The organism is Arthrobacter sp. TJ-236 (assembly GCF_058269235.1).
The window spans coordinates 38,556-59,923 of the sequence record NZ_JBZCNI010000002.1 but is presented as its reverse complement, the minus strand read 5'-3'; the positions used below and the strand labels follow the sequence as shown (position 1 = coordinate 59,923).

At 70.2% G+C, this 21,368-nt stretch carries 22 protein-coding genes, 1 tRNA gene and 1 riboswitch; of the genes, 11 read left to right on the top strand and 12 right to left on the bottom strand.

The window, feature by feature from the left end:
- Positions 1–120 precede the first annotated feature (120 nt).
- The 6 genes from AC4D16_RS09010 (at position 121) to AC4D16_RS08985 (ending at position 4,166) form a co-directional block, all read left to right on the top strand.
- Positions 121–744 (top strand): hypothetical protein, encoded by a 624-nt coding sequence (locus AC4D16_RS09010; RefSeq protein ID WP_490954731.1) that lies wholly within the window; start codon positions 121–123, stop codon positions 742–744.
- 32 nt (positions 745–776) lie between these two features.
- A tRNA-Arg gene (locus AC4D16_RS09005) sits at positions 777–850 on the top strand.
- Between the two features lie 79 nt (positions 851–929).
- Positions 930–1,709, top strand: coding sequence for a hypothetical protein (locus AC4D16_RS09000; protein ID WP_490954730.1), 780 nt, complete (start codon positions 930–932; stop codon positions 1,707–1,709).
- Positions 1,706–3,337: a WXG100 family type VII secretion target gene (locus tag AC4D16_RS08995; RefSeq protein WP_490954729.1), complete on the top strand. Its 1,632-nt coding sequence runs from the start codon at positions 1,706–1,708 to the stop codon at positions 3,335–3,337. Before AC4D16_RS09000 ends, AC4D16_RS08995 begins: the two co-directional genes overlap by 4 nt.
- Positions 3,338–3,339: 2 nt before the next feature.
- The gene (locus tag AC4D16_RS08990) at positions 3,340–3,750 is read left to right on the top strand and encodes a hypothetical protein (protein ID WP_490950578.1); all 411 of its coding nucleotides are present in this window, start codon (positions 3,340–3,342) and stop codon (positions 3,748–3,750) included.
- Positions 3,747–4,166 carry an NUDIX hydrolase gene (locus AC4D16_RS08985; protein ID WP_490954728.1) on the top strand — a complete coding sequence of 140 codons (420 nt, stop codon included), beginning with the start codon at positions 3,747–3,749 and terminating at the stop codon, positions 4,164–4,166. The genes AC4D16_RS08990 and AC4D16_RS08985 overlap by 4 nt, the downstream gene beginning before the upstream one ends.
- On the opposite strand, the gene AC4D16_RS08980 is transcribed toward AC4D16_RS08985, so the two are convergent.
- On the bottom strand, positions 4,163–6,064 hold the full coding sequence (locus AC4D16_RS08980) for an ABC transporter ATP-binding protein (protein ID WP_490954727.1): 1,902 nt from the start codon (positions 6,062–6,064) through the stop codon (positions 4,163–4,165). The genes AC4D16_RS08985 and AC4D16_RS08980 overlap by 4 nt on opposite strands.
- 216 nt (positions 6,065–6,280) lie before the next feature.
- Between AC4D16_RS08980 and AC4D16_RS08975 the strand changes: the two genes are divergently transcribed.
- From AC4D16_RS08975 to AC4D16_RS08965, 3 genes are all read left to right on the top strand, one after another.
- Entirely contained in the window at positions 6,281–7,102 is an 822-nt protein-coding gene (locus AC4D16_RS08975; RefSeq protein ID WP_490954726.1) for an amino acid ABC transporter substrate-binding protein, read from the top strand.
- 67 nt (positions 7,103–7,169) lie between these two features.
- Entirely contained in the window at positions 7,170–7,829 is a 660-nt protein-coding gene (locus AC4D16_RS08970) for an amino acid ABC transporter permease (protein ID WP_490950582.1), read from the top strand.
- A complete protein-coding gene (locus AC4D16_RS08965) occupies positions 7,816–8,580 on the top strand; it encodes an amino acid ABC transporter ATP-binding protein (RefSeq protein WP_490954725.1) in 765 nt (254 codons plus the stop codon). The genes AC4D16_RS08970 and AC4D16_RS08965 overlap by 14 nt, the downstream gene beginning before the upstream one ends.
- Before the next feature lie 56 nt (positions 8,581–8,636).
- On the opposite strand, the gene fdhD is transcribed toward AC4D16_RS08965, so the two are convergent.
- A complete protein-coding gene (gene fdhD, locus AC4D16_RS08960) occupies positions 8,637–9,464 on the bottom strand; it encodes a formate dehydrogenase accessory sulfurtransferase FdhD (RefSeq protein WP_490954724.1) in 828 nt (275 codons plus the stop codon).
- Positions 9,465–9,553: 89 nt separating this feature from the next.
- Here fdhD and AC4D16_RS08955 point away from each other — a divergent pair, with 89 nt between their 5' ends.
- The gene (locus tag AC4D16_RS08955) at positions 9,554–11,878 is read left to right on the top strand and encodes an FdhF/YdeP family oxidoreductase (protein ID WP_490950585.1); all 2,325 of its coding nucleotides are present in this window, start codon (positions 9,554–9,556) and stop codon (positions 11,876–11,878) included.
- Here the strand turns inward: AC4D16_RS08955 and AC4D16_RS08950 are convergent.
- The 7 genes from AC4D16_RS08950 to AC4D16_RS08920 all read right to left on the bottom strand — a co-directional run bounded on the left by AC4D16_RS08950 (position 11,875) and on the right by AC4D16_RS08920 (position 17,517).
- Positions 11,875–13,131 carry a molybdopterin molybdotransferase MoeA gene (locus AC4D16_RS08950; protein ID WP_490954723.1) on the bottom strand — a complete coding sequence of 419 codons (1,257 nt, stop codon included), beginning with the start codon at positions 13,129–13,131 and terminating at the stop codon, positions 11,875–11,877. The two genes, AC4D16_RS08955 and AC4D16_RS08950, sit on opposite strands and share 4 nt — an antisense overlap.
- A complete protein-coding gene (locus AC4D16_RS08945) occupies positions 13,128–13,412 on the bottom strand; it encodes a DUF6457 domain-containing protein (protein ID WP_490950587.1) in 285 nt (94 codons plus the stop codon). Before AC4D16_RS08945 ends, AC4D16_RS08950 begins: the two co-directional genes overlap by 4 nt.
- 17 nt (positions 13,413–13,429) lie before the next feature.
- Positions 13,430–14,077 carry a molybdenum cofactor guanylyltransferase gene (mobA, locus tag AC4D16_RS08940; RefSeq protein WP_490954722.1) on the bottom strand — a complete coding sequence of 216 codons (648 nt, stop codon included), beginning with the start codon at positions 14,075–14,077 and terminating at the stop codon, positions 13,430–13,432.
- Positions 14,074–14,571: an HNH endonuclease gene (locus AC4D16_RS08935; RefSeq protein WP_490950589.1), complete on the bottom strand. Its 498-nt coding sequence runs from the start codon at positions 14,569–14,571 to the stop codon at positions 14,074–14,076. The genes mobA and AC4D16_RS08935 overlap by 4 nt, the downstream gene beginning before the upstream one ends.
- A gap of 245 nt (positions 14,572–14,816) precedes the next feature.
- Positions 14,817–15,653, bottom strand: a complete 837-nt coding sequence (locus AC4D16_RS08930; RefSeq protein ID WP_490950590.1) for an NlpC/P60 family protein — start codon at positions 15,651–15,653, stop codon at positions 14,817–14,819.
- A gap of 23 nt (positions 15,654–15,676) precedes the next feature.
- The gene (locus AC4D16_RS08925; protein WP_490954721.1) at positions 15,677–16,501 is read right to left on the bottom strand and encodes an NlpC/P60 family protein; all 825 of its coding nucleotides are present in this window, start codon (positions 16,499–16,501) and stop codon (positions 15,677–15,679) included.
- Positions 16,502–16,506: 5 nt separating this feature from the next.
- A riboswitch (cyclic di-AMP (ydaO/yuaA leader) is annotated at positions 16,507–16,659 on the bottom strand.
- Between the two features lie 159 nt (positions 16,660–16,818).
- The gene (locus AC4D16_RS08920; protein ID WP_490950592.1) at positions 16,819–17,517 is read right to left on the bottom strand and encodes an iron-dependent transcriptional repressor DtxR; all 699 of its coding nucleotides are present in this window, start codon (positions 17,515–17,517) and stop codon (positions 16,819–16,821) included.
- A 221-nt stretch (positions 17,518–17,738) separates the two neighbouring features.
- Here AC4D16_RS08920 and serC point away from each other — a divergent pair, with 221 nt between their 5' ends.
- On the top strand, positions 17,739–18,905 hold the full coding sequence (gene serC / locus AC4D16_RS08915; protein WP_490954720.1) for a phosphoserine transaminase: 1,167 nt from the start codon (positions 17,739–17,741) through the stop codon (positions 18,903–18,905).
- Between the two features lie 11 nt (positions 18,906–18,916).
- On the opposite strand, the gene AC4D16_RS08910 is transcribed toward serC, so the two are convergent.
- From AC4D16_RS08910 to AC4D16_RS08900, 3 genes are read right to left on the bottom strand one after another with little or no spacing between them, the layout of a single operon-like run.
- Positions 18,917–20,200, bottom strand: coding sequence for an MFS transporter (locus tag AC4D16_RS08910; protein WP_490954719.1), 1,284 nt, complete (start codon positions 20,198–20,200; stop codon positions 18,917–18,919).
- A gap of 31 nt (positions 20,201–20,231) precedes the next feature.
- Positions 20,232–20,897, bottom strand: a complete 666-nt coding sequence (locus AC4D16_RS08905; protein ID WP_490954718.1) for a DUF3027 domain-containing protein — start codon at positions 20,895–20,897, stop codon at positions 20,232–20,234.
- Positions 20,898–20,906: 9 nt separating this feature from the next.
- Positions 20,907–21,290, bottom strand: coding sequence for a cold-shock protein (locus tag AC4D16_RS08900; RefSeq protein ID WP_490950596.1), 384 nt, complete (start codon positions 21,288–21,290; stop codon positions 20,907–20,909).
- Positions 21,291–21,368 lie beyond the last annotated feature (78 nt).

Here is a 21,368-nt window from a genome sequence, read left to right as displayed (position 1 = left end):
CCCACTACTAGACGCCCTCGGCGCGCCGTGCGCAATTCATCCGGGACCTGAGGAAGAAACCTTCACACGACTGAAACAGGAGCGCGCCCCGGTGCGGGGCTCATCGACGATACTGGGGACGTGGCCAAGACGAGGGCGCAGATCGCGCGCAAGCACAGCACCGGAGCAACCCCCGCCGCGGTGCCCGTAGCGCCTCGCCCCCAGCGCTCCAACGGGACGCTCGTCCTCGTGGCGGCCGCCGTCGCCTCCCTCTTCCTCTTCTGGTACTTCCACCTGCTCACGCTCGGTCAGATGACCCAGCTCTCGGACGGCTTGACCATGCCGGACATGCTGGTCGGCGGGTACGACGTCGCCCACCTCGAGCGGCTCCGCGGCGCGATGGACGACGACGCCCGGGGTCAGCTCAGCTACCTCCACAGGACCGCAGGCACCCTCTTCCCGCTGATCTTCGCCTTCGCGTGGCTCCTGCTGGTCCAGCTGAACGCGGGCCGACGGTGGTTGCGGTGGGTGCTGTGGAGCCCGGTGATGCTCTTCGTCGTCGTGGACCTGTGGGAGAACGTCGCGATCGACACCGCGCTGGCGAATCCGGAGCCCGGAGCGGTGGCGCTCGCCTCGACCCTGACGGTGCTGCGCTGGATCCTGCTCCCGCTGAGCCTCGTAGCGGGAGCGGTCGCGGTCTTCCTGCCGCCGCGTTTCCGCGCCGGTAGGGAGCGCGGCGCCTCCGGGGAGGAGCGGGTAAGCTGAGACCGCCGGAACGGTCGATGACCCCGGTCCGAGCCTCTGTAGCTCAGTAGGATAGAGCGTCCCTCTCCTAAAGGGAAGGTCGTCGGTTCGATTCCGGCCAGGGGCACGTACGGCTTGCACGACGAACGAGGGATGGGCACTCCTGCCCATCCCTCGTTCGCGTTCCGGCAGGTAGGTTGGTCGCCATGGGGACCATCAGTGCAGTACCGGCGCGCCTCGTGCGCCTTTCAGCAGCAGCCTGGCAGTACGCCGAATCGCTGGGCGGGACACCTCGGCACGACGTCGGGCAGCCTCCGGTTCCCGAACCCGCCGGGCAGACGGTCCTGCAGGAGCTCGACAGGGCCGGCATCACCTCCGGCGGCGAACTGACCACCGCGTGGGAGCGCGCACTGGGGACCGCTGCCGCACCGCAGGCTGTGCTCCGCATCACCGCCGTGTACAACGGCATCTCCGGCCAGAGCACGCTCAGCATCTCCGGTCCACATGTGGTCTGTGTCAACCGGCGACGATCGGTGGACCGCTCGGCCGAAGGAGCCGTCCACATCACGGGCCGGGAACCCGCCGTCGAGGTCAGCCTCTTCTCGCTGGACACCTTCTGGGACGGGGTCCGGCGGGTCCTGCCTCCACTCCCCCAACTCCGGGCGGGTGCCGAGGAGATCTCCTCGGTCTTGGAGGAGGGCGACGGCCTTCAGGAGGTCGTGGCGACCGACGTCGCCACGAACTTCTCCGCACAGGTGACCGCCGAGCTCGCCACCGGCGTCGGGGGCGCGCTCAAGGGCTGGGTGGGCATGTGGGCGGTGCACGAGGACCAGCTCTACTCCATCCGGACACGAGGTCGGGGCACAGACGTGAAACCCGTCGTCGTCCCGGTGGAGGCAGGTCACGTGGCACGTGAAGTGGGCTTCGCCCTGGTCGGGGCACTCAGCGTGCCCGGTCTCTCCGGCTCCCGCGGCGGCGCAGCGTGACCGGCATCATCGGGATGAACCCCGAGCAGGTGCGTGAACTCGCCCGTCTGCTCGACGCCTCCTCGCGGGCACTCGACGACACGGCGTCCACCATCAGCACCGCGGTCCGGAACGTCTCCTGGCATGGCGGGGACGCCGAGCAGTTCCGCCACTCCTGGTCGAGCCGCCACGCGCCGGTTCTCCGTCAGGTCGGCTCGGCGCTGCAGGAGACGGCCCGCACGGCGCTCGCGGATGCCGACCAGCAGGAGGACGCCAGCTCCCTCGCCACGGCGGTCGGCGGAGTGAGCGGTTCGGGCAGCGGCGGCCCGGGTGGTGACACCCCGGGCAACCCGTTCACCGACCTCTGGGGCGAGGCCACGGAGACCTTTGACGACGCCATCGACACGCTGGGCGACGGCGTCACGCAGATCGGGGACTGGGCGGAGGACGGCATCGCATGGGTCGGAGGGCGACTCGACGGCGGCGCCGAAGCGACCGAGGAAGAGATCGACCGGCTGGTGGAGCTGGCGGGGGGTCTGTTCGACGACGACGGCGGCGGGCCCCTCGACTGGGCATCGGACAGGGTGGACGATGCGGGCGGGTTCATCGCGGACGGTGTCCGCGAGCTCCCGAGGGAGGTCGCCGAATCTGCTCCGGACGTCTGGGAGGACCTGCAGAACTTCGGCGGGTTGTTCGCCCAGGGTGAGCCGCCGTCGATCACGGAGGTGGTGGCCGGTGGCACCCTCCTCCTCGGCAGTGCCGGGAACCTCGCCTACCGCGCCGCGACCGTGGGTCAGGACGATCCCCACTTCCTCGACGACGGGGAGGCAGAGGCGGGCGAGCCGATACCGCTGCGTGTCGGCACCCCGGGCGCCACCCCGGACGACGAGGACGGCGGTCACCGACCTGCCGTCGTCCCCGACTCCCTGGCAGCCATCGCGAGGAGCACGGCAGCCGCCTACGACGACGCGTCCGAGGACGGTGTGAGCGACGGTGGCGTACGGATCACGACGGTCGACGGTCCGGACGGCCCCTCCTACATCGTGTCGATCCCCGGCACCCAGGACTGGGCGCCCAGCGGGTCCACCCCGGCCGACCTGACCGGCAACCTCGAAGTGGCGTCCGGGCAGTCCTCAACGGCGTCGGAAGCGGTGCGCCTCGCCATGCTGGAGGCGGGTGTGCCCTCGGACGCGCCCGTGCTCCTGTCCGGCCACTCGCAGGGCGGCATGATCGCCATGGAGCTGGCCGGTGACGCCGGGTTCCGGGAGCAGTTCGACGTCACGAACGTCATGACCTTCGGTTCGCCCGTCGATACGGCCCACGTGCCGTACGACATCGACGTGGTGGCGTTCCAGCACACGACGGACGCGGTTCCGCACGTCGATCTCGGAGGCGTGACGGTCACGGGCGGCGTCACCATCCCACCCAACGCCGCTGCGGTCGTGACTCTCCCGAATCCTGAGGAGAGCTCCTGGTACGACCTCGGCGGGAACCACGACTACAACGCGTACGTGGCGTCGATCGCGGAGGCCGAAGCCGACGGCGGGCAGGCCAATGCGTACGGCAGGAACTCGTCCTTCGGTCAGTTCATGACCGACGATCCCTCAGCGGTGACCGGCGTCGTCGTACCCATCAGCAGGAGTCACTGACCATGCGCACGTCCCGAGTCCTCCGATCTGCTGCTCTCGCCCTGCTCTCCCTGACGGCCGCGACCGCCCTGACGGGGTGCGGCACCGAACCCGAGGCCGACACGAAGGCATGGGCCACGGCCATCGAGGCCGTGCCCGGCGTGACCTCGGCAGAGGTCGGATTCAGCACGTTCACGAACGGGGAGGAAGCAGAAGTTGACGTGTACACGGAGACGGACGACCCTGCAGAACTGGAGCGCATCCTCCGGGAGTCCATCCGGGAGTTCGTGGTCGCGTCGGAGGAGATGAGCGTCTTCGGCATCGACTTCGAGGTCTGGCGATCCGACCGCACCGCCGGCCTGAACCCCGCGAGCATCGGGTGGGACGACCTGACGATCGAGAGCCTGCGTGACGAGGTAGCTGCCGAAGGATGACCCCGCATCATCGACCGCCGGTCATCACGGTCACCGCCCTCTGCCTGCTCGACGGCGACGGGCGCCTCCTGCTCGTCCGGAAGCGCGAAACCTCGATGTTCATGCAGCCCGGCGGTAAACCCGCCCGGGGCGAGACACCCGAGCAGACCGGTGTCCGCGAACTGCGGGAGGAACTCGGCCTCGAGGTCACCGCCGAGGACCTCACGCGGCTCGGCACCTGGGAGGGCCCGGCAGCGAACGAGGCGGACACCCTGCTCCACGCCACCGTCTTCCTGTGTCCGCTGCAGGGCGAGCCCGTGGCGGCGGCCGAGATCGACACCGTGGAGTGGCTCGACCTCGACGACGCGCACCGGCGGGAGGACCTCGCTCCCCTGCTGACCGAGTACGTCCTGCCGATGCTCCGCCGGCGTTACTAGGACCCGCTGAGCGCTTCCTCGTCCGCGGCGACGGCTTTCTGCACCGCGAACTGCGTGCGGTGGAGTTCCTCGTACCGGCCACCCGCCGCGAGCAGTTCCTCGTGCGTACCGCGCTCCACGATCGACCCCTCCTCCACCACGAGGATCAGGTCCGCGCTGCGGATGGTCGAGAGACGGTGTGCGATCACCATGGCGGTCCGGCCCTCGAGGGCTTCGCTGAGAGCCGCCTGGACCGCGGCCTCTGACGTCGAGTCGAGTGCCGCCGTCGCCTCGTCGAGGATCACGACGCGCGGCTGCGCGAGCAGGAGCCGGGCGATCGTCATGCGCTGGCGCTCACCACCGGAGAGCCGGTACCCGCGCTCGCCCACCATGGTGTCCAGCTGGTCGGGCAGGGACCGGATGAGCGGCTCGAGCCGTGCTCGGCGGACGGCGTCCCACACCTCGTCCTCGGACGCTTCGGGACGTGCGAGCCGCAGGTTCGAGAGGATCGTCTCGTGGAACAGGTGGCCGTCCTGGGTCACCATGCCGAGCGTGTGACGCATCGAGGCGAAGGTGACGTCGCGGACGTCCGTGCCGGCGAGGCGCACGGCGCCGCTGTCGACGTCGTACAGGCGCGAGAGGAGCTGGGCGATCGTGGACTTGCCCGCACCCGAGGTGCCGACGAGCGCGACGGTCTGACCCGGCTCGATCCGGAAGGAGACACCGTGCAGCACCTCCTCGCCGCCGCGGGTGTCGAGCGTCGCGACCTCCTCGAGGGACGCGAGGGACACCTTGTCCGCAGAGGGGTAGGCGAAGCGGACGTCGTCGAACTCCACGGCCACCGGTCCCGGGGGAACCACCACGGCGTCGGGCTTCTCCTGGATGAGCGGTTCGAGGTCAAGCACCTCGAAGACGCGCTCGAAGCTGACCACGGCGCTCATGATCTCCACGCGCGCATTTGCGAGGCTCGTGAGCGGGGCGTACAGCCTCGTGAGCAGGAGCGCCAGGGTGACCACCTCACCAGTGTCCAGCTGGCCCGCGAGCGCGAGGTACCCGCCCAGTCCGTACACGAGCGCCAGGGCGAGCGCGGAGACGAGCATGAGCGCGGTGAAGAACACGAACTGCAGCATCGCGGTGCGGACCCCGATGTCGCGGACACGGGAGGCGCGGACCCGGAACTCCTCGGCCTCCTCGTCGGGACGGCCGAAGAGCTTGACGAGGGTGGCCCCCGGGGCCGAGAACCGTTCGGTCATCTGCGTGCTCATGGCGGAGTTGTGATCCGCAGCCTCGCGGCGCAGCGCTGCGAGCCTGCTGCCCATGCGGCGGGCCGGCACCAGGAAGACGGGCAGCATGACGATCGCGAGCACCGTCACGAGCCACGAGGTGCTGAGCATGACGATCAGCGTCAGGATCAGGGCCACGAGGTTCGTGACGACGCCGGAGAGCGTGCCGCTGAAGGCCTGCTGGGCGCCGATGACGTCGTTGTTCAGGCGGCTGACGAGCGCGCCGGTGCGCGTCCGGGTGAAGAAGGCGATCGGCATCCGCTGCACGTGGTTGAACACGGCGGTCCGGAGGTCCAGGATCACGCCCTCACCGATCCGCGCGGAGTACCAGCGCGTCACGAGGGACACCGCGGCGTCGGCCACCGCCACCAGGGCGATGACGACGGCGAGCCACACGATGGTGCGGACCTCGCCGCGGGCCACGATGACGTCGACCACCTGACCTGCGAGGACCGGCGTCGCGACCGCGAGGAAGGCCCCCACCACGGAGAGCCCGATGAACAGCATCAACTTCGCCCTGTAGGGCACCGCGAAGGTCATGATGCGCCGGACGGACTCGCGGGAGATGCCGTGCTTGCCGTCCCTCGCGGTCGAGATCTTGTACAGCGAGCTCCAGGCCGCGCCTTCCATGCTCATTGCGGGTTCCTTCCGTGGGCACCGACTCCAGCTTAGGTCGCCGGAGGCATCCGGCCCCCGCCGCAACAGTTCGGAACATTAAGTGCGGTCCGCGGTGTTCACCTCGGTAGTGTTCGATTCCGGTCCGGCGCAGGGTACCTAGCGTTCAAGGCGCTGAGCCGCCCGTCTATTTCCGCCACCGGGCGTACAGACCTCCAAGCTCGAAGGAAGATCTCCATGTCACACAGGTCACCCCGTCTCTCCGTCCTCGGTGCCGCCGCGGCCCTCACCCTCGCCCTCGCGGGGTGCTCGACGTCGTCGACCCCCGGCGGCGAGGGAGAATCCGCAGCGCCCAGCTCGCTGCAGGAGATCCAGGACTCCGGCGTGCTCACCGTCGGCACCGAGGGCACGTACAAGCCCTTCAGCTACCACGAGGACGGCAGCGGCGAGCTGACCGGGTACGACGTCGAGGTCATCACCGCCGTGGCGGAGAAGCTGGGCGTCGAGGCGGAGTTCCAGGAGACGCAGTGGGACGCGATCTTCGCGGGTCTCGACGCCGGTCGCTTCGACGTCATCGCGAACCAGGTGTCCATCACGGACGAGCGCAAGGCGGCCTACGACTTCTCCGTCCCCTACACCGTGAGCTCAGGCGTCATCGTCACGCGTGCGGACGCCACAGACATCTCCTCCTTCGAGGACCTCGAGGGCAAGACGACGGCGCAGTCGCTCACCAGCAACTGGAACACGCTGGCGACCGAGAGCGGCGCGAACGTCGAAGCGGTCGAGGGCTGGGCACAGTCCGTCACCCTCCTCGAGCAGGGTCGCGTGGACGCCACGATCAACGACGAACTGACCTACCTGGACTACCAGAAGACCGAGAACAACGAGGGAATCAAGATCGCGGCGACCACCGAGGAGTCCTCGGAGAGCGCCGTGGCCATCCGCAAGGGGAGCCCCGAACTCGTCGAGGCCATCGACACCGCGCTCGAGGAGCTGCGCGCCGACGGCACGCTGGCCGAGATCTCCGACAAGTACTTCGGCTCCGACGTCAGCCAGTGATCCACGGGCGACGTCGGACGTGCACCTCCATGGTCGACGCCGCGTGAACCTCGGAAGGAGCTGACCGATGGATTGGGAACTGGTCCGGACCTCGTTCTGGCCGATGCTGTCCGCCACGTTCGTCGGCACGATCCCGCTGGCCCTCGTGTCCTTCGTCCTCGGGCTGGCCCTGGCCCTCGTGATCGCGATGATGAGGATCAGCGGCCGCCCCCTCCTGTCCGCCGTCGCACGCTTCTACGTCTCGGTGATCCGTGGTACCCCGCTCCTGGTCCAGCTGTTCGTCATCTTCTACGGACTGCCGTCCCTCGGGCTGACGATCGAACCGTGGCCGAGCGCCATCATCGCGTTCTCGCTCAACGTCGGCGGCTACGCGGCGGAGGTGGTGCGCGCCGCGATCCTCTCCGTCCCGAAGGGCCAGTGGGAGGCCGGGCACACCATCGGGATGTCACGTGCATTGACCCTGCGCCGCGTCATCCTCCCGCAGGCGGCGCGCGTGTCGGTCCCTCCGCTGTCGAACACCTTCATCAGCCTCGTCAAGGACACCTCACTGGCCTCCGTGGTCCTGGTGACCGAGCTGTTCCGCACGTCCCAGCAGATTGCGGCGTCCTCCAGCGAGTTCCTGCTCATCTACCTGGAAGCCGCGGCGATCTACTGGATCTTCTGCCTGGTCCTGTCCAGCGGCCAGTCCGTCCTCGAGAAGCGATTGGACCGCTATGTCGCCCGTTGAGAACGTCCTGACCGCCACGGGACTCGCGAAGTCCTTCGGTGACACCCAGGTGCTGAAGGAGATCGACCTGACCATCGGCGCGGGTCAGGTCGTCGCGCTCGTGGGCCCCTCCGGCTCCGGCAAGACCACGGTGCTGCGCTCGCTCAACGGCCTCGAGACGCCCGACGGCGGCACGGTCACCTTCCGCGGCGGCCCGTCCGTCGACTTCAGCGGGCCGGTGTCCCGGAAGAACGCCCTCGCGCTCCGGGACCGCAGCGCCATGGTGTTCCAGAACTACAACCTCTTCCCGCACATGACCGTGCTCGAGAACATCATCGAGGGGCCAGTCCGCGTCCAGAAGCGCTCGCGCAAGGACGCCGTCGCGGACGCCGAGCGTCTCCTCGCCCGGGTGGGGCTCACCGCCAAGCGCGACGACTACCCCTTCAACCTCTCGGGCGGGCAGCAGCAGCGCGTCGGGATCGTCCGGGCCCTCGCCCTCCAGCCGGACCTGCTGCTCTTCGACGAGCCGACGTCCGCCCTCGATCCCGAGCTGGTCGGCGAGGTGCTCTCGGTCATCAAGGAACTGGCCGAGGAGAAGTGGACCATGCTGATCGTCACCCACGAGCTGGTCTTCGCCCGTGAGGTCGCGGACGAAGTGGTGTTCATGGACGGGGGCGTGGTCGTGGAGCACGGCCACCCCGACCAGGTGCTTCGCAACCCGCGCGAGGAACGGACGCGACGCTTCGTGCAGCGGCTGCTGAACCCGTTCTAGGGCTCTCGCGTCCCCCGCGACGCCGGGTACGGCGTCGCGCCGGGATCAGGCGCTGGTCAGGCCGCTATGCGGTCCGGGTGCGAGTAGCAGTTCAGTGACGTCCCGCGGCTGAAGCCCACGAGCGTCAGGCCGGCGTCGTCCGCGAGATCCGCGGCGAGCGAGGACGGCGCACTGACGGCGGCCAGCACGGGTATGCCGGCGAGCTGGGCCTTCTGCACGAGCTCGAAGGACGCCCGGCCCGAGACCTGGAGGATGGTTCCGCGCAGCGGCAGCATGCCCTCGCGGAGCGCCCACCCCACCACCTTGTCGACGGCGTTGTGCCGGCCCACGTCCTCACGCAGGCACAGCAGCTCGCCCTCGGCGGTGAAGAGCCCCGCGGCGTGCACCCCGCCCGTGCGGTCGAACAGTGCCTGGCGCTCACGCAGCCGGTCCGGCAGGGAGGCGAGGATGCCGAGGTCCACAGGCGCAACGTCCTCGTGCAGGTCGAAGCGGGAGGACTTCCGGACGGCGTCGATCGAGGCCGTGCCGCAGATGCCGCAGGAACTGGAGGTGTAGACGTGGCGCTCCATGGCGGTGTCGGGGAGCTCGACGCCCGGCCGGAGCTGGGCCTCGACGACGTTGAAGGTCTGCTGGCCGTTGTCGTCCACGCCGGCGCAGTAGCGCAGGCTGGGTAGCTGCCCCGGCTCCCAGATCACGCCCTCGGAGACCAGGAACCCGGCCACGAGGTCGAAGTCGTCGCCCGGCGTGCGCATGGTGACGGTGAACGCGCTGCCGCCCAGACGGATCTCCAGCGGCTCCTCTCCGGCGAGGACGTCCTCGCGGCGCCCTGTCTGGCCGCCGATGCGGAACTTGGTGATGCGGCGTCGCTGCGTGACCCGGTTCATTCGGCGCTCCTTACCTCGGCCCTATGATGAGGTTAGTTGACCCCGGACACCTCCCGGGACCTCACTGACTACACGAGGATGTGCATAGCGTGGCAACGAAGGCTCCGAAGGACAACATCGACGAGTCCCAGCTGACAGTGGGCGCCCGGAAGACCAAGGCAGTGGGGCTCCCCGCCGTCCTCAACTCGCTGAAGATCTCCGTGGACCAGATGGGGCCCGTGCGGGCCGCGCAGACGCTCCTGGCCGTGAACCAGGTGAAGGGCTTCGACTGCATGGGCTGCGCGTGGCCGGAGGGTGACAAGCGGCACACGGCCGAGTTCTGCGAGAACGGCGCGAAGGCCGTCGCCGAGGAAGCCACGCGCCGCACCGTCCCGCCGTCGTTCTTCGAGGAGCACTCCCTCACGGATCTCCTGACCCGTGACGACTACTGGCTCGGCCAGCAGGGCCGCCTCACCCACCCGATGCTGCTCGACGACGGCGGCACGCACTACCGCCCCGTCTCGTGGGACGAGGCCTACCAGGTGATCGTCGACGAACTGGCGGCGCTCGACAGCCCCGACGAAGCGGTCTTCTACACCTCCGGACGCACGTCCAACGAGGCCGCCTTCCTGTACCAGCTGATGGTGCGCGGTATCGGCACGAACAACCTGCCGGACTGCTCCAACATGTGCCACGAGTCCTCCGGATCCGCGCTCAACGAGACGCTGGGGGTCGGCAAGGGGACGGTCTCGCTCCTCGACCTCGACACCGCGCCGCTGATCATCATCGCGGGCCAGAACCCGGGTACCAACCACCCCCGCATGCTCACCTCGCTGGAGAAGGCGAAGAAGAACGGCGGCGCGATCGTCGCGATCAATCCGCTGCCCGAGGCGGGGCTCATGCGGTTCGAGAACCCGCAGAACCCCATGGGTCTGCTCGGAACGCGCTTCGGCGGCGGTACCGCCCTTGCGGACGACTTCCTGCAGATCCGCATCGGTGGCGACCAGGCCCTGTTCCGTGGCCTCGGCAAGCACCTGCTCGAGCGCGAGGAAGCGACCGGCACCGTCTTCGACCACGCGTTCATCGCCGAGCACACGCTCGGCCTCGAGGACTACCTCGGCAGCCTGCGCGAGACCACCTGGGAGGAGATCACCACAGCAAGCGGCATCTCCAAGGCGGAGATCACGAAGGTGGGCGACCGCATGATCGCCTCACCCGGGACCATCGTCTGCTGGGCCATGGGCCTCACACAGCACAAGCACTCCGTGGCCACGCTCCGCGACGTGGTGAACGTCCTCCTGCTCCAGGGCAACGTGGGCAAGGCGGGCGCAGGCGTCTGCCCCGTCCGCGGGCACTCCAACGTCCAGGGTGACCGCACCATGGGGATCTTCGAGCGCATGCCCGAGCCGTTCCACGATGCCCTGGACAAGCGCTTCCGGTTCGCCTCGCCCCGCAAGCACGGCGTGGACACCGTTGCCGCCATCCGCTCGATGCGCGACGGCACGGCCCACGTCTTCATGGGCATGGGAGGCAACTTTGTCCGCGCGACTCCCGACACGAACGTCACGGAGCAGGCGCTGAGCAACACGCGGCTCACCGTGCAGGTCTCCACGAAGCTGAACCGCTCGCACCTCATCACGGGCCGTCGCGGCCTGATCCTCCCGGCTCTCGGCCGGACCGACCGCGACACCCAGGCCGGCGGCGACCAGCGCGTCACCGTGGAGGACTCCATGAGCGCCGTGCACGCCTCGACCGGACGCCTGCAGCCCTCGAGTTCGGAGATGCGCTCGGAGATCGCGATCGTGTGCGAGCTCTCCGACCGCCTCTTCGCCCGCGAGGACAGCCCTTTCCGGGAGAACGCACCGCAGCTGGACTGGAAGGCGGCGCAGTCCGATTACCGCGTGATCCGCGAGCACATCAGCGCCGTGGTCCCCGGCTTCGACGACTTCGAGAAGCGGATCGACACGCCGGGTGGCTTCGTGCTCCCGAACGGCCCCCGCGACAGCCGGACGTTCACGACCGCGACCGGGAAGGCCAACTTCACCGGGAACACCCTCGAGTACCCCAAGGTGCCGAAGGGCCGCCTGCTGCTGCAGACGCTCCGCTCGCACGATCAGTACAACACCACGATCTACGGCAAGGACGACCGCTACCGCGGCATCCACAACGGCCGCCGCGTCGTGTTCCTGAGCCCCGAGGACATCACCGAGGCCGGCCTCCAGGACGGCGACATGGTGCACATGGTGTCCGAGTGGGCCGACGGCATCGAGCGGCGCGCGGAGAACTTCCGCGTGGTGGCCTACTCGACGCCGAAGGGTTGCGCGGCGGCGTACTACCCGGAGACCAACGTGCTGGTGCCCCTCGACTCGACGGCGGACATCAGCGGCACCCCGACGTCGAAGTCCGTGATCGTGAGGCTCGAGAAGGCCCTCTAGCGCCAGGGCAGGGAGAGGGCCTGGAGGTCCTCTCCCTGCTCGCAGCCATCGGCCGGCACCACGAGCACGCCGTCGGCCGCCGCGAGTCCCCGCAGCATGCCGGAGCGCTGGTGCGTGCTCGGTACGGCGCGCCCGGCCTCGAGCCGGTAGGGGACGAGCCGGCTCCTGCCGGGCAGGGGCTCGAAGGCGTCGGCGCTCGTGACCGTCCCGGGAACGGTCAGGGGTGCGCCCCGGAGGCCTGCGAGGAGCGGGGCCGTGACCGTGAGCATGGCCATCATGGCGGCGAGCGGATTCCCGGGGAGGCCCACGAGAAAGCGTCCGTCGGGCAGCCGCGCCAGGAGGGTCGGGTGCCCGGGCCGCATCGCGATGCCGTCGATGATCAGCTCGGCGCCGAGTTCCGTGAGCGCCCGGCGGATGTGGTCCGCGGAAGAGCTACCGGTTCCTCCCGTGGTGATGAGCACGTCCCCGGAGCTCCGCATGAGCGAGGCCTCGTCCGTCGGTTCGGCGCTGAGGGCCGCCACGACGTCGTCGAGGTCGTCCTTCGCACGGCTCGCCACGTCCACGTGGCCGCCGAGCAGTGCGACGAAGCCCGGCAGCTGCGGCCCGAACGTGTCACGCACCTGGCCCGCGTGGGGAAGCCCGTGGTCGATCACCTCGTCGCCGGTCATGAGCAGCGAGACCCGCGGCGCCCTGAGGACCGCGAGGGTGTCGTGACCGCACACCGCGGCCAGCGCTATCTGCGCCGGATTGAGCACCACTCCGGCCGGAATGGCCTCGGAGCCCTCCTCGGCCTCCTCCCCCGCCGGGCGCACGTGCTCGTGCGGAGCCGGCTCGTCGGGACGGGCCGCCGCATTGCGCTCGAGCACGTCACCGCGGACGGCGCCGTGCTCGGTGCGGAGGACACCCACGGCGTTCTGCGGCACCACTCCTCCGGTGAGGATGAACGTCGCCTCGCCGGGCGCGAGGGACACCTCGCCGGAATCGGCGTGCGGCGCGGGCCTGCCGCGCGGGTGCTCCTCGGGCGGGGCGTGGCTGACCAGGCGCCACGGCGGTTCGCCGTTCACGGCCCAGCCATCCATCGCGGACGAGGCGTAGTGGGGCATCGGTTGCAGGGCGAGCACGGGCTCCGCGAGCGTCTGACCGAGTGCATCCGCCAGCGTGACCGTCTGGACGGGAAGCGCTCGCCCGGCCTCGTGGGCCAGCAGCCGGGCTTCCTCCCAGTCGACGTTGCGGGCGTTCGAACCGTCGCTCACTCGTTCCCGCCGTCCGCCGCGGGGCTGGGGCAGAGGTCATTCGCCAGGGCCAGCGCCGACCGCATCGCCACCTGCTCGTCGGCCTGGCCGCTGCCGACCGCGAGACCGGCGGCGTATCCCGCCACGAAGGTGGTCAGCGGTGCGGCTGGCCGCACCACCCCGTGCGCCGCCTTGCCGGCCAGGGCGAGGACGGCGTCGATGTCCACGTCCGTCCCCTCGATCTCGAAGGCCTCGACGAGCTTCCGCGTCCATTCGTGCAGCAGTTTCTGGCGATCGTCCATGGGATCCTCCGGGTGTGCTAGGGAACGGCGACACCCAGCTCTCGTGCATCAGCCCAGGTGTCGACGTCGTGCGTTGTGCCCGGTGGGACCGGGACCTGCCTCGTCCTCACACTAGCAAGGAGGCTGCGCATCGAGAGGTTCGCGGCGGAGCCGCCGGCGAGTACGCCGTCGATCGCGGCAGCGAGATCCCCGGTGCGGTACAGCGCCGCGAGGGGCTGTTCGCGGCCGCCGTCGAGCGCGACCAGCGAGGTGTCGGCACGGTTGCGTGCCTCCTCGAGCAGGGCGTCGAGCAGCCCGGGGACGCCCGGCATGTCACACGCCACGACGACGCTCCAGGGCGAGCGCTCGCCCACCCCGAGCGCGAAGGCGGCGGCGAGGGCCGCCGCCGGTCCGGCGAACGGCGGTTCCTCGCGGACGAAGGCCAGCCGCGGAACCGCACGCGCGCCGTCCTCCGCAGCGGCACGCAGCACGAGCTCGACCTCCCCCGCCCCGTCCGGTCGCGGCCCGACGACGGTCAGCGACCGCGCGCCGACGAGGGCGCGACACGTGCGCTGGAGGAGGGTCTCGCCGTCGAGCACGAGCCCGGCCTTCGCCACCCCGCCGAGGCGGGAGGACCGTCCGCCCGCCAGGACGACGGCGTCGAACAGTGGTTCGGGGTGGGTCACGCGGCGGTCTCGGTCAGGAAGGCGCTCCACTGCGGAGCCGGCTTCTCCAGCTCGCGGATCTGCCACTGCGGTCCGCGTGGGGGCAACGGCACCACCCGCAGCTTCCACCCCAGGCTGCTGAGGGTCTTGTCGCCCTTGGCGTTGTTGCACTTCAGGCAGCAGGCCACCAGGTTCTCCCACGAGTCGGCGCCGCCCCTCGAGCGCGGCATGACGTGGTCGATGGTCGAGGCCGCCTTCCCGCAGTACGCGCAGATGTGGTTGTCGCGGCGCAGCACGCCGCGGCGCGTGGCGGTGACGTCATGGCGGTACGGGATCTTCACGTACCTGTTGAGCAAGATCACGGAGGGTCTGCCGAGAACGTCCGTGGGGCCGACCACGGGCTCGTCGTCCTCCGCGACCACACTCGCCTTCCCCGTCAGCACAAGCACCAGCGCCCTGCGGAACGTGACGACCGCAAGTGGTTCGTACCCAGCATTCAGAACGAGTGTGCGCATTCGACGAGCCTCATCGCTGACCTGTTCCCCGCTACCGGTTGCCAGTCGGGACGACGGGAGAAGAGCTTCGAAAGTGACACTGCAAGAGTAAGCCGGACACGGGGCAGCCGCTAATCACGCGGCTCCGCAGGGCTGCAGGTGTCGTTCCGCCCCTCGGCATGCACGGGCTCACGGGACGGCAGTCTGTTAAACGCGAAAGGACCGGCGGGTGGCCGGTCCTTTCGTGAAGCGTCGGTGCGGAAGCGTCAGCCGCCCACGCGGATGTAGACACCGCCGGAGCCGAGCTCGGCCGGTGCGATCACCGTCGTGTTGCCGTTGAAGCCGCCGTGGACCGCCTGGCCACCGCCGATGTACACCGCGATGTGAGCCATGCCCATGCCGCCGTCGGCGTAGTAGATGAGGTCACCCGGGATGGCTTCGCCCGCGCTGACCGTGCGGCCGAGGGAGAGGTAGCCGGCGGGCCAGCCGTGGAAGTTGATGCCGGCGGCGGCCAGCGCGTTGCTCGCCAGTCGCGTGCAGTCCTGCATGACGCCGAGCTGGCCCTGGGCCGCGGCGGCGATGGTGGCCGCGACTCCCGAGGAAACGGCCGGCGGGGCAACTGCGGGAGCAGCGGGAGCTGCGACGCGCGCCGCGACCGGAGCGGCGACGGGCGCTGCGACCACGGGAGCAGGAGCCACGACAGCCGGAGCGACGACCGGTGCAACCGCTGCGGGCTGGACGACCGGAGCGGGCGCCGGGGCGGCAACCGGAGCCTCGACCACGGGAGCGGGTGCCGGAGGAGGGACGACCACGGGAGCGGCCTGGACCTTGACAGGCGTCCGGTTGAAGGCGACGGTCGTGGTGTTCGCCGCGACGACCGCGGTCCGCTCGACGGTGACGGTCAGCTTGGTGGTAGCGACCTCACGCTGCGGCTGGAGGTCCGCCGCGTTGGCGGCGACGCCGCTGGTGAGGACGAGACCGGAGGCTGCGGCGATGACCGCAGCCTGCCGTCCCATGCCGCCGGCGTTGCTGGTGACGGCCCTCGCGAGGTCCGAGAAACTCTGCGTGTCCCCGCGGTGGCGGGCGATCGTGGCGCGTGTCATGAAGGTCTCCGGGTATGAGGGGTTTAGCGGACGCGGACGAAGCTGGCGCCGGGGAGGTCGGACAGGCTGTGCAGACCGGTGTTCATACCGTTCAGACCGCCGCTGATGACCTGGCCGTTACCGACGTAGATGGCGACGTGGCCGCCGGTGATGACCAGATCGCCGGGAGCGGGCGAACCCACCACATCGCCGTACTGGAAGAACTGACCCGGTGCGAGGTCGCCGACCGACTTGCCGACCGAGCGCAGCGCCTTCTCGACCATGGCCGTGCAGTCCTGCGCCACGCCGATCTGCGCGTAGGCACTGCCGACGAGCCCGTCGGCCACACCGGAGGCGGCGGCGACGGGGGCGGCCGGCGCGGGAGCGGGCTGCGCCACGGCGACGGGAGCCGGGGCGGCGACGACGGCGACGGGTGCCGGAGCCTGCACGGCGACCGGTGCCGGAGCCTGCACGGCGACGGGCGCCGGCGCCTGCACGACCACGGGTGCCGGAGTCGGCGCGGCAACGGGCGCCTCGACGACGACGGGAGCCGGCTCCGGCGCCTTCTCCGGCGCCTTCTCGACGGCGACCGGGACGAGCTCGAACGCGACCTCGGCCGTGGCCGGGACGGTGACCTCGGCGGTGACGACGCGGGAGACGGTGAGGGTGGAGGCCTGGGCCTCACGCTCGGCGGAAGCCGCTCCGTGAGCCGGCAGACCGGCGGTGAGGACGAGACCCGACGCTGCGACGATGACGGCTGCCTGGCGGCCGACTGATCCTGCGTTGGACGAGACGGCGGCGGACAGTGCGGTCAGCGGGCTGACGGTTTGGGGCGCGCGGTGGCGGCCCAGCGTGGTGCTGGTGGACACGTTGGATTACCTCTCCCAACGCCTGCGAGGTGAGCTGTCGGATTCGGATGGGAGTCACCCGGCCGCTGCGAGCAGCGACTTAACCCCAAGGACCTCTCGAAAGAAGTCCACAAATTGGTTCCCCCGCCTCTGCCATGCGAATGGTGCGAACGGACCTCGAGCAATGGCAGAGCTAGGCGATTTGCAGGAGGGTGCCGGATCTAGAGCGAATTTGGCACGGGATGAAGGCTACCCGAGAACCAGCGGTATGTCACGTTCTGGTCACGGTCCTCAGGCTGCTTGCCTTTCCGGCCACCGTGCGGCGCTCCCGGGAAGGGTCAGGCGTCGACCGACACGAAGACGTGCGAGGCCACTTCGGGAGGCAGTTCGAGGGCGCCCTCGACCCCGGGGACGCGGACCGACACGTAGCCGCCCACCGATTCCAGGCTCAGGCTCGCGCCGGGTCGCAGGCCGCCCTCGTCGAGCTGGGTGAGGAGCTCCGGGTCCACCTGGATGGGCTCGGCGAGCCGGACGAGGGTCACGGCGCTCTCGGGTGAGTACGTGCCCATGGCGGCCAGGAGCGTCACGACGCCGTCGGTGAACTGCTCGGTCTGGACGCCACCGAGCGCCTCGAGGCCGGGGATGGGATTACCGTACGGGGACTGCGAGGGCTTGCCCAGCAGTTCGTAGAGCCTGCGCTCCACGCGCTCGCTCATGACGTGCTCCCACCGGCAGGCCTCGTCGTGCACGTACGCCCAGTCGAGGCCGATCACGTCGCTGAGCAGGCGCTCGGCCAGACGGTGCTTGCGCATGACCTCCGTGGCCCGGCGGCGTCCCACCTCCGTGAGTTCGAGATGCCGGTCCCCCGAGACCACCACGAGCCCGTCGCGCTCCATGCGTCCGATCGTCTGCGAGACGGTGGGCCCGGAGTGCCGCAGCCTCTCGGCGATCCGTGCCCGGAGCGCCACGATGTTCTCCTCCTCGAGCTCGAGGATGGTCCGCAGGTACATCTCGGTGGTGTCGATGAGGTCCGTCATGCGGTTCAGCTCCTTGGTGCGGTGCGGGTTCGCGGCTGGAGGGCCGCGCGCGGCCGGCGGTCAGGTCCGCCTCAGCCTGCGCCTCGCCACGCTTCCCAAGGTTAACCCATGGCGACGGGCAGGGCCGGTGCGCGCGCGCCTGCGGCGCCGTCCCGCGCGGGTACCGCGCCGCCGTCGCGGGCTCGTCACGGACAGGGGCCGCGTGCCCGGGCTGGGGCAGAATGAGGGGCACACGCCGCCGCCGACCACCTGGAGCATCCTTGACCGACCTGCCGCGCATCCCCGACCACCTCCTGCCCGCCGACGGCCGCTTCGGCGCGGGCCCGTCCAAGGTGCGCGGCGCGCAGCTGGACGCCCTCGTGCGCGCGGGCAGCACGCTCCTCGGCACCTCGCACCGCCAGGCGCCCGTCAGGAACCTCGTGGGTGACGTCCGCGAGGGCCTCATGACCTTCTTCGGCGCCCCCGAGGGCTACGAGGTGATCCTCGGCGTCGGCGGATCCACAGCCTTCTGGGACGCGGCGGCGTTCGGTCTCGTGGAGGCGAAGGCGCAGCACCTCTCCTTCGGTGAGTTCGGATCGAAGTTCGCGTCGGCCACGGACAAGGCCCCGTTCCTCGAGCCCTCGAGCATCATCACGTCCCCTCCGGGCGCTCGTCCGGATGCCGTCGCGGAGGCGGGCGTGGACACCTACGCCTGGCCGCAGAACGAGACCTCGACCGGCGTCGCGGCGCCCGTACGGCGCGTGGACGGGACGGACGACGGCGCCCTGACGGTCATCGACGCCACCTCCGCGGCCGGCGGGCTGCACGTGGACGTCGCCGAGACGGACGTCTACTACTTCGCCCCGCAGAAGAACTTCGCCTCCGACGGTGGGCTGTGGCTGGGGCTCTTCTCCCCCGCGGCGCTCGACCGCGTGGCGCGTATCAGGGCGGGCGGGCGGTGGATCCCCGATTTCCTCGACCTGCAGACGGCGGTGGAGAACTCCCGCCTGAACCAGACCTACAACACGCCCTCGCTCTCCACCCTCGTGACCCTCGACGCCCAGGTGCAGTGGCTGAACGCCGAGGGCGGACTGCCGTTCGCCACGTCGCGCACCGCGGACTCCGCGGGGCGCCTGTACGCCTGGGCCGAGGCCTCATCGGTCGCGTCCCCCTACGTCACGCGGCCGGAGTACCGTTCGAACGTGATCGTCACGGTGGACTTCGAGGAGACCGTGGACGCCGCACGGGTGGCCGCGATCCTCCGCGCCAACGGAGTGGTGGACGTCGAGCCGTACCGCAAGCTCGGCCGCAACCAGCTGCGCATCGCCACCTTCGTGTCGATCGAGCCGGACGACGTCTCGGCGCTGATCGCGTGCATCGACCACACGGTGGAGCACCTGCTCGGGTAGGCCGTGGCCGCCTACTCGGCGGCTCTCTCCTCGACGCCCGCCTCGTGCTCGATCCGGAGGCGGCGCGGGGCGGTGCGGTCGTACCGGAGCCGCACCTCGTGGTACCGCCAGGCCCAGAAGATCCCGATCGCCGCAGCCAGGAGACCGGACGCCGCGGCGACCCCGAGGCTCCACCGGGGACCGAAGGCGTCGGACACCCACCCCACCACGGGCGCCCCGAGGGGCGTCCCGCCGAGGAAGATCGCGAAGTAGAGCGCCATCACGCGCCCGCGCATCGCGGGCTCGGTGGTGGTCTGCACGTAGGCGTTGGCGCTCGTCATCAGGGTCAGGGCGAAGAGGCCGACCGGCACGAGCGCGAGCCCGAACAGCCAGAGGTTCGGTGCCACGGCGGCCAGCACGCAGGCCAGGCCGAAGGCCGCCGACGCCCCGAAGATGAAACGGAGGCGCGGCCGCTCCCGCCGCGCGGACAGCAGGGCGCCGGCCACCGAGCCGACCGCCATGACCGAGGAGAGCACGCCGAAGACGCCTGCGTCCTGGCCGAACTCGGTCCGGGCCATCGCCGCGATGAACACCGCGAAGTTCAGCCCGAACGTCCCCACGATGAAGATGGCCAGCATCACCACCATGAGGTCCGGACGTCCGCGCACGTAGCGGAAGCCTGCGCGGATGCGGCCCTTGCCCGCCGGTTGCCGCGGTTGCCGGTTGAGCTCGGACCTGCGCATCACCAAGAGGACGTAGACCATGGCGCCGAACGTGAGCGCGTTGATCATGAAGACCCAGCCCGGGCCGACGCCCGCGGTGAGCAGCCCCGCCGCGGCCGGTCCCACCAGGCGCGCGCCGTTGAAGGACGCACTGTTGAGGGCCATCGCGTTCGGTAGGTAGTCGTCGCGCACCAGGTCGGAGACGAAGGCCTGACGCGCCGGTGCGTCGAACGCCGAGACGATCCCGAGTGCGAGGGCGAAGGCGTACACGTGCCACAGGAGGGCCACATCCATGATCACCATCACGCCGAGGCCCACGCCGAGCAGGGCCATCGCGACCTGCGTCGTGATGAGGAGAGCGCGGCGGTCCACCGTGTCGGCGATGAGTCCGGCCCATGGGGCGACCACGAGCTGCGGCCCGAGCTGTAGGGCCATGACGATGCCGAGGGCCGAGGCGTTCTGCTCCGTGAGGATGTCGTAGACGAGCCAGTCCTGGGCCGTCCGCTGCATCCAGGTGCCGATGTTGGAGATCAGCGCACCGATGAACCACAGCTTGTAGTTGTGGATACCGAGGGAACGGAACGTACTCACCATGCCCTGCTCCCTCCTCGGCTCCGCGGACCGGTCACCCGGCGTCGGGCCGCCCGGTGTCGTCGTGCAGCGGATCGAGGCCGGACGGGTCACGGTCGAGCGGAGTGCTGTCGGACGGATTGTCGTGGATCGTGTCCACATCCCCGCCGTCGGGCTCCGCGCCTGCGGACTCAGCGCCTGCCGGCTGCGCGTCCTCCGTGTGCGCGGACTCCGCCTGCTCGGGCCCGGTATGCTCGCCCTGCGCATACTCGGTCTGGGTGTCCTCGGGCCGCACCCGCTCGGACCACGGTAGCCATTCGGGCGCCAGCAGTGCGGCGGAGGAGGGCAGCAGACCGACCTCGCAGACCGTCACGTCCTTGCTCCTGGCCACCCGTGCCACGGTCGCGTACCACTGCCATCCCCCGTACCCGGGCACGAAGGCCTCGAACCGGTGCGTGACGAGCCGCTCACCGTCCACGACGGCGGACACGTGACGGCCCACCTGGGCCTCGGGCGCCACCTCGAGCACGCCGAGACGGGCTCTCTCCACGGCTGCTTCGAGGACGGCGTCGGACTTCGGCACGCGCCGCGCGGCACGGGGCCTGCGCGGAGCTTCGGGCGTCTCCGACGCTCCGTCGGCGGGCACGTCGAGGTCCGTGGCAGGTTCCACTGAAGGCTCCCACAGGGTCTCGGGGGCGGCGTTCCGGGTGCTCGGCATCATGGTGGCAGCCTACGCGTCGAGGTCGTCGGCAACCGCCCTGAGCACGGCGGCCACCTTCGTCGCGTGGGACTTCTCGGGGTAGCGGCCCTTGCGCAACCCGTTGGAGACGGCGTCGAGGAGCTTGATGAGGTCCTCCGTGATGATGGCCATGTCGTCCGCGCTCTTGCGGGTCGCCTTCGCCACGGACGGAGCCTGCTCGAGGATGCGGGCGGACAGCGCCTGAAGCCCCCGGCGCCCGTCGGCCACACCGAACTCCATCTTCGTTCCCACCTTGACCTCGCTCACGCCCGCGGGGAGGGCGGAGGCGTGCAGGAACACCTCCTTGCCGTCGTCCGTGGCCAGGAAGCCGAAGCCCTTGTCCGTGTCGAACCACTTGACTTTGCCGATGGGCACGTCGTCTACCTCTTCTTGGCTGGGCCGCCCGGGGTGTCGGGCGGGGTCGGGCTGATGCTCCGGTGGAGCGCGCCGGTG

Coding starts and splice junctions, on each gene's coding strand:
- AC4D16_RS08980 (WP_490954727.1), bottom strand. CDS start 6,064: ATGAGCATGGAAGGCGCGGCCTGGAGCTCGCTGTACAAGATCTCGACC.
- AC4D16_RS09000 (WP_490954730.1), top strand. CDS start 930: ATGGGGACCATCAGTGCAGTACCGGCGCGCCTCGTGCGCCTTTCAGCA.
- AC4D16_RS08970 (WP_490950582.1), top strand. CDS start 7,170: ATGGATTGGGAACTGGTCCGGACCTCGTTCTGGCCGATGCTGTCCGCC.
- AC4D16_RS08905 (WP_490954718.1), bottom strand. CDS start 20,897: ATGATGCCGAGCACCCGGAACGCCGCCCCCGAGACCCTGTGGGAGCCT.
- AC4D16_RS08990 (WP_490950578.1), top strand. CDS start 3,340: ATGCGCACGTCCCGAGTCCTCCGATCTGCTGCTCTCGCCCTGCTCTCC.
- fdhD (WP_490954724.1), bottom strand. CDS start 9,464: ATGAACCGGGTCACGCAGCGACGCCGCATCACCAAGTTCCGCATCGGC.
- AC4D16_RS08930 (WP_490950590.1), bottom strand. CDS start 15,653: ATGACACGCGCCACGATCGCCCGCCACCGCGGGGACACGCAGAGTTTC.
- AC4D16_RS08920 (WP_490950592.1), bottom strand. CDS start 17,517: ATGACGGACCTCATCGACACCACCGAGATGTACCTGCGGACCATCCTC.
- AC4D16_RS08965 (WP_490954725.1), top strand. CDS start 7,816: ATGTCGCCCGTTGAGAACGTCCTGACCGCCACGGGACTCGCGAAGTCC.
- AC4D16_RS08975 (WP_490954726.1), top strand. CDS start 6,281: ATGTCACACAGGTCACCCCGTCTCTCCGTCCTCGGTGCCGCCGCGGCC.
- AC4D16_RS08985 (WP_490954728.1), top strand. CDS start 3,747: ATGACCCCGCATCATCGACCGCCGGTCATCACGGTCACCGCCCTCTGC.
- serC (WP_490954720.1), top strand. CDS start 17,739: ATGAGGGGCACACGCCGCCGCCGACCACCTGGAGCATCCTTGACCGAC.
- AC4D16_RS08910 (WP_490954719.1), bottom strand. CDS start 20,200: ATGGTGAGTACGTTCCGTTCCCTCGGTATCCACAACTACAAGCTGTGG.
- AC4D16_RS08935 (WP_490950589.1), bottom strand. CDS start 14,571: ATGCGCACACTCGTTCTGAATGCTGGGTACGAACCACTTGCGGTCGTC.
- AC4D16_RS08945 (WP_490950587.1), bottom strand. CDS start 13,412: ATGGACGATCGCCAGAAACTGCTGCACGAATGGACGCGGAAGCTCGTC.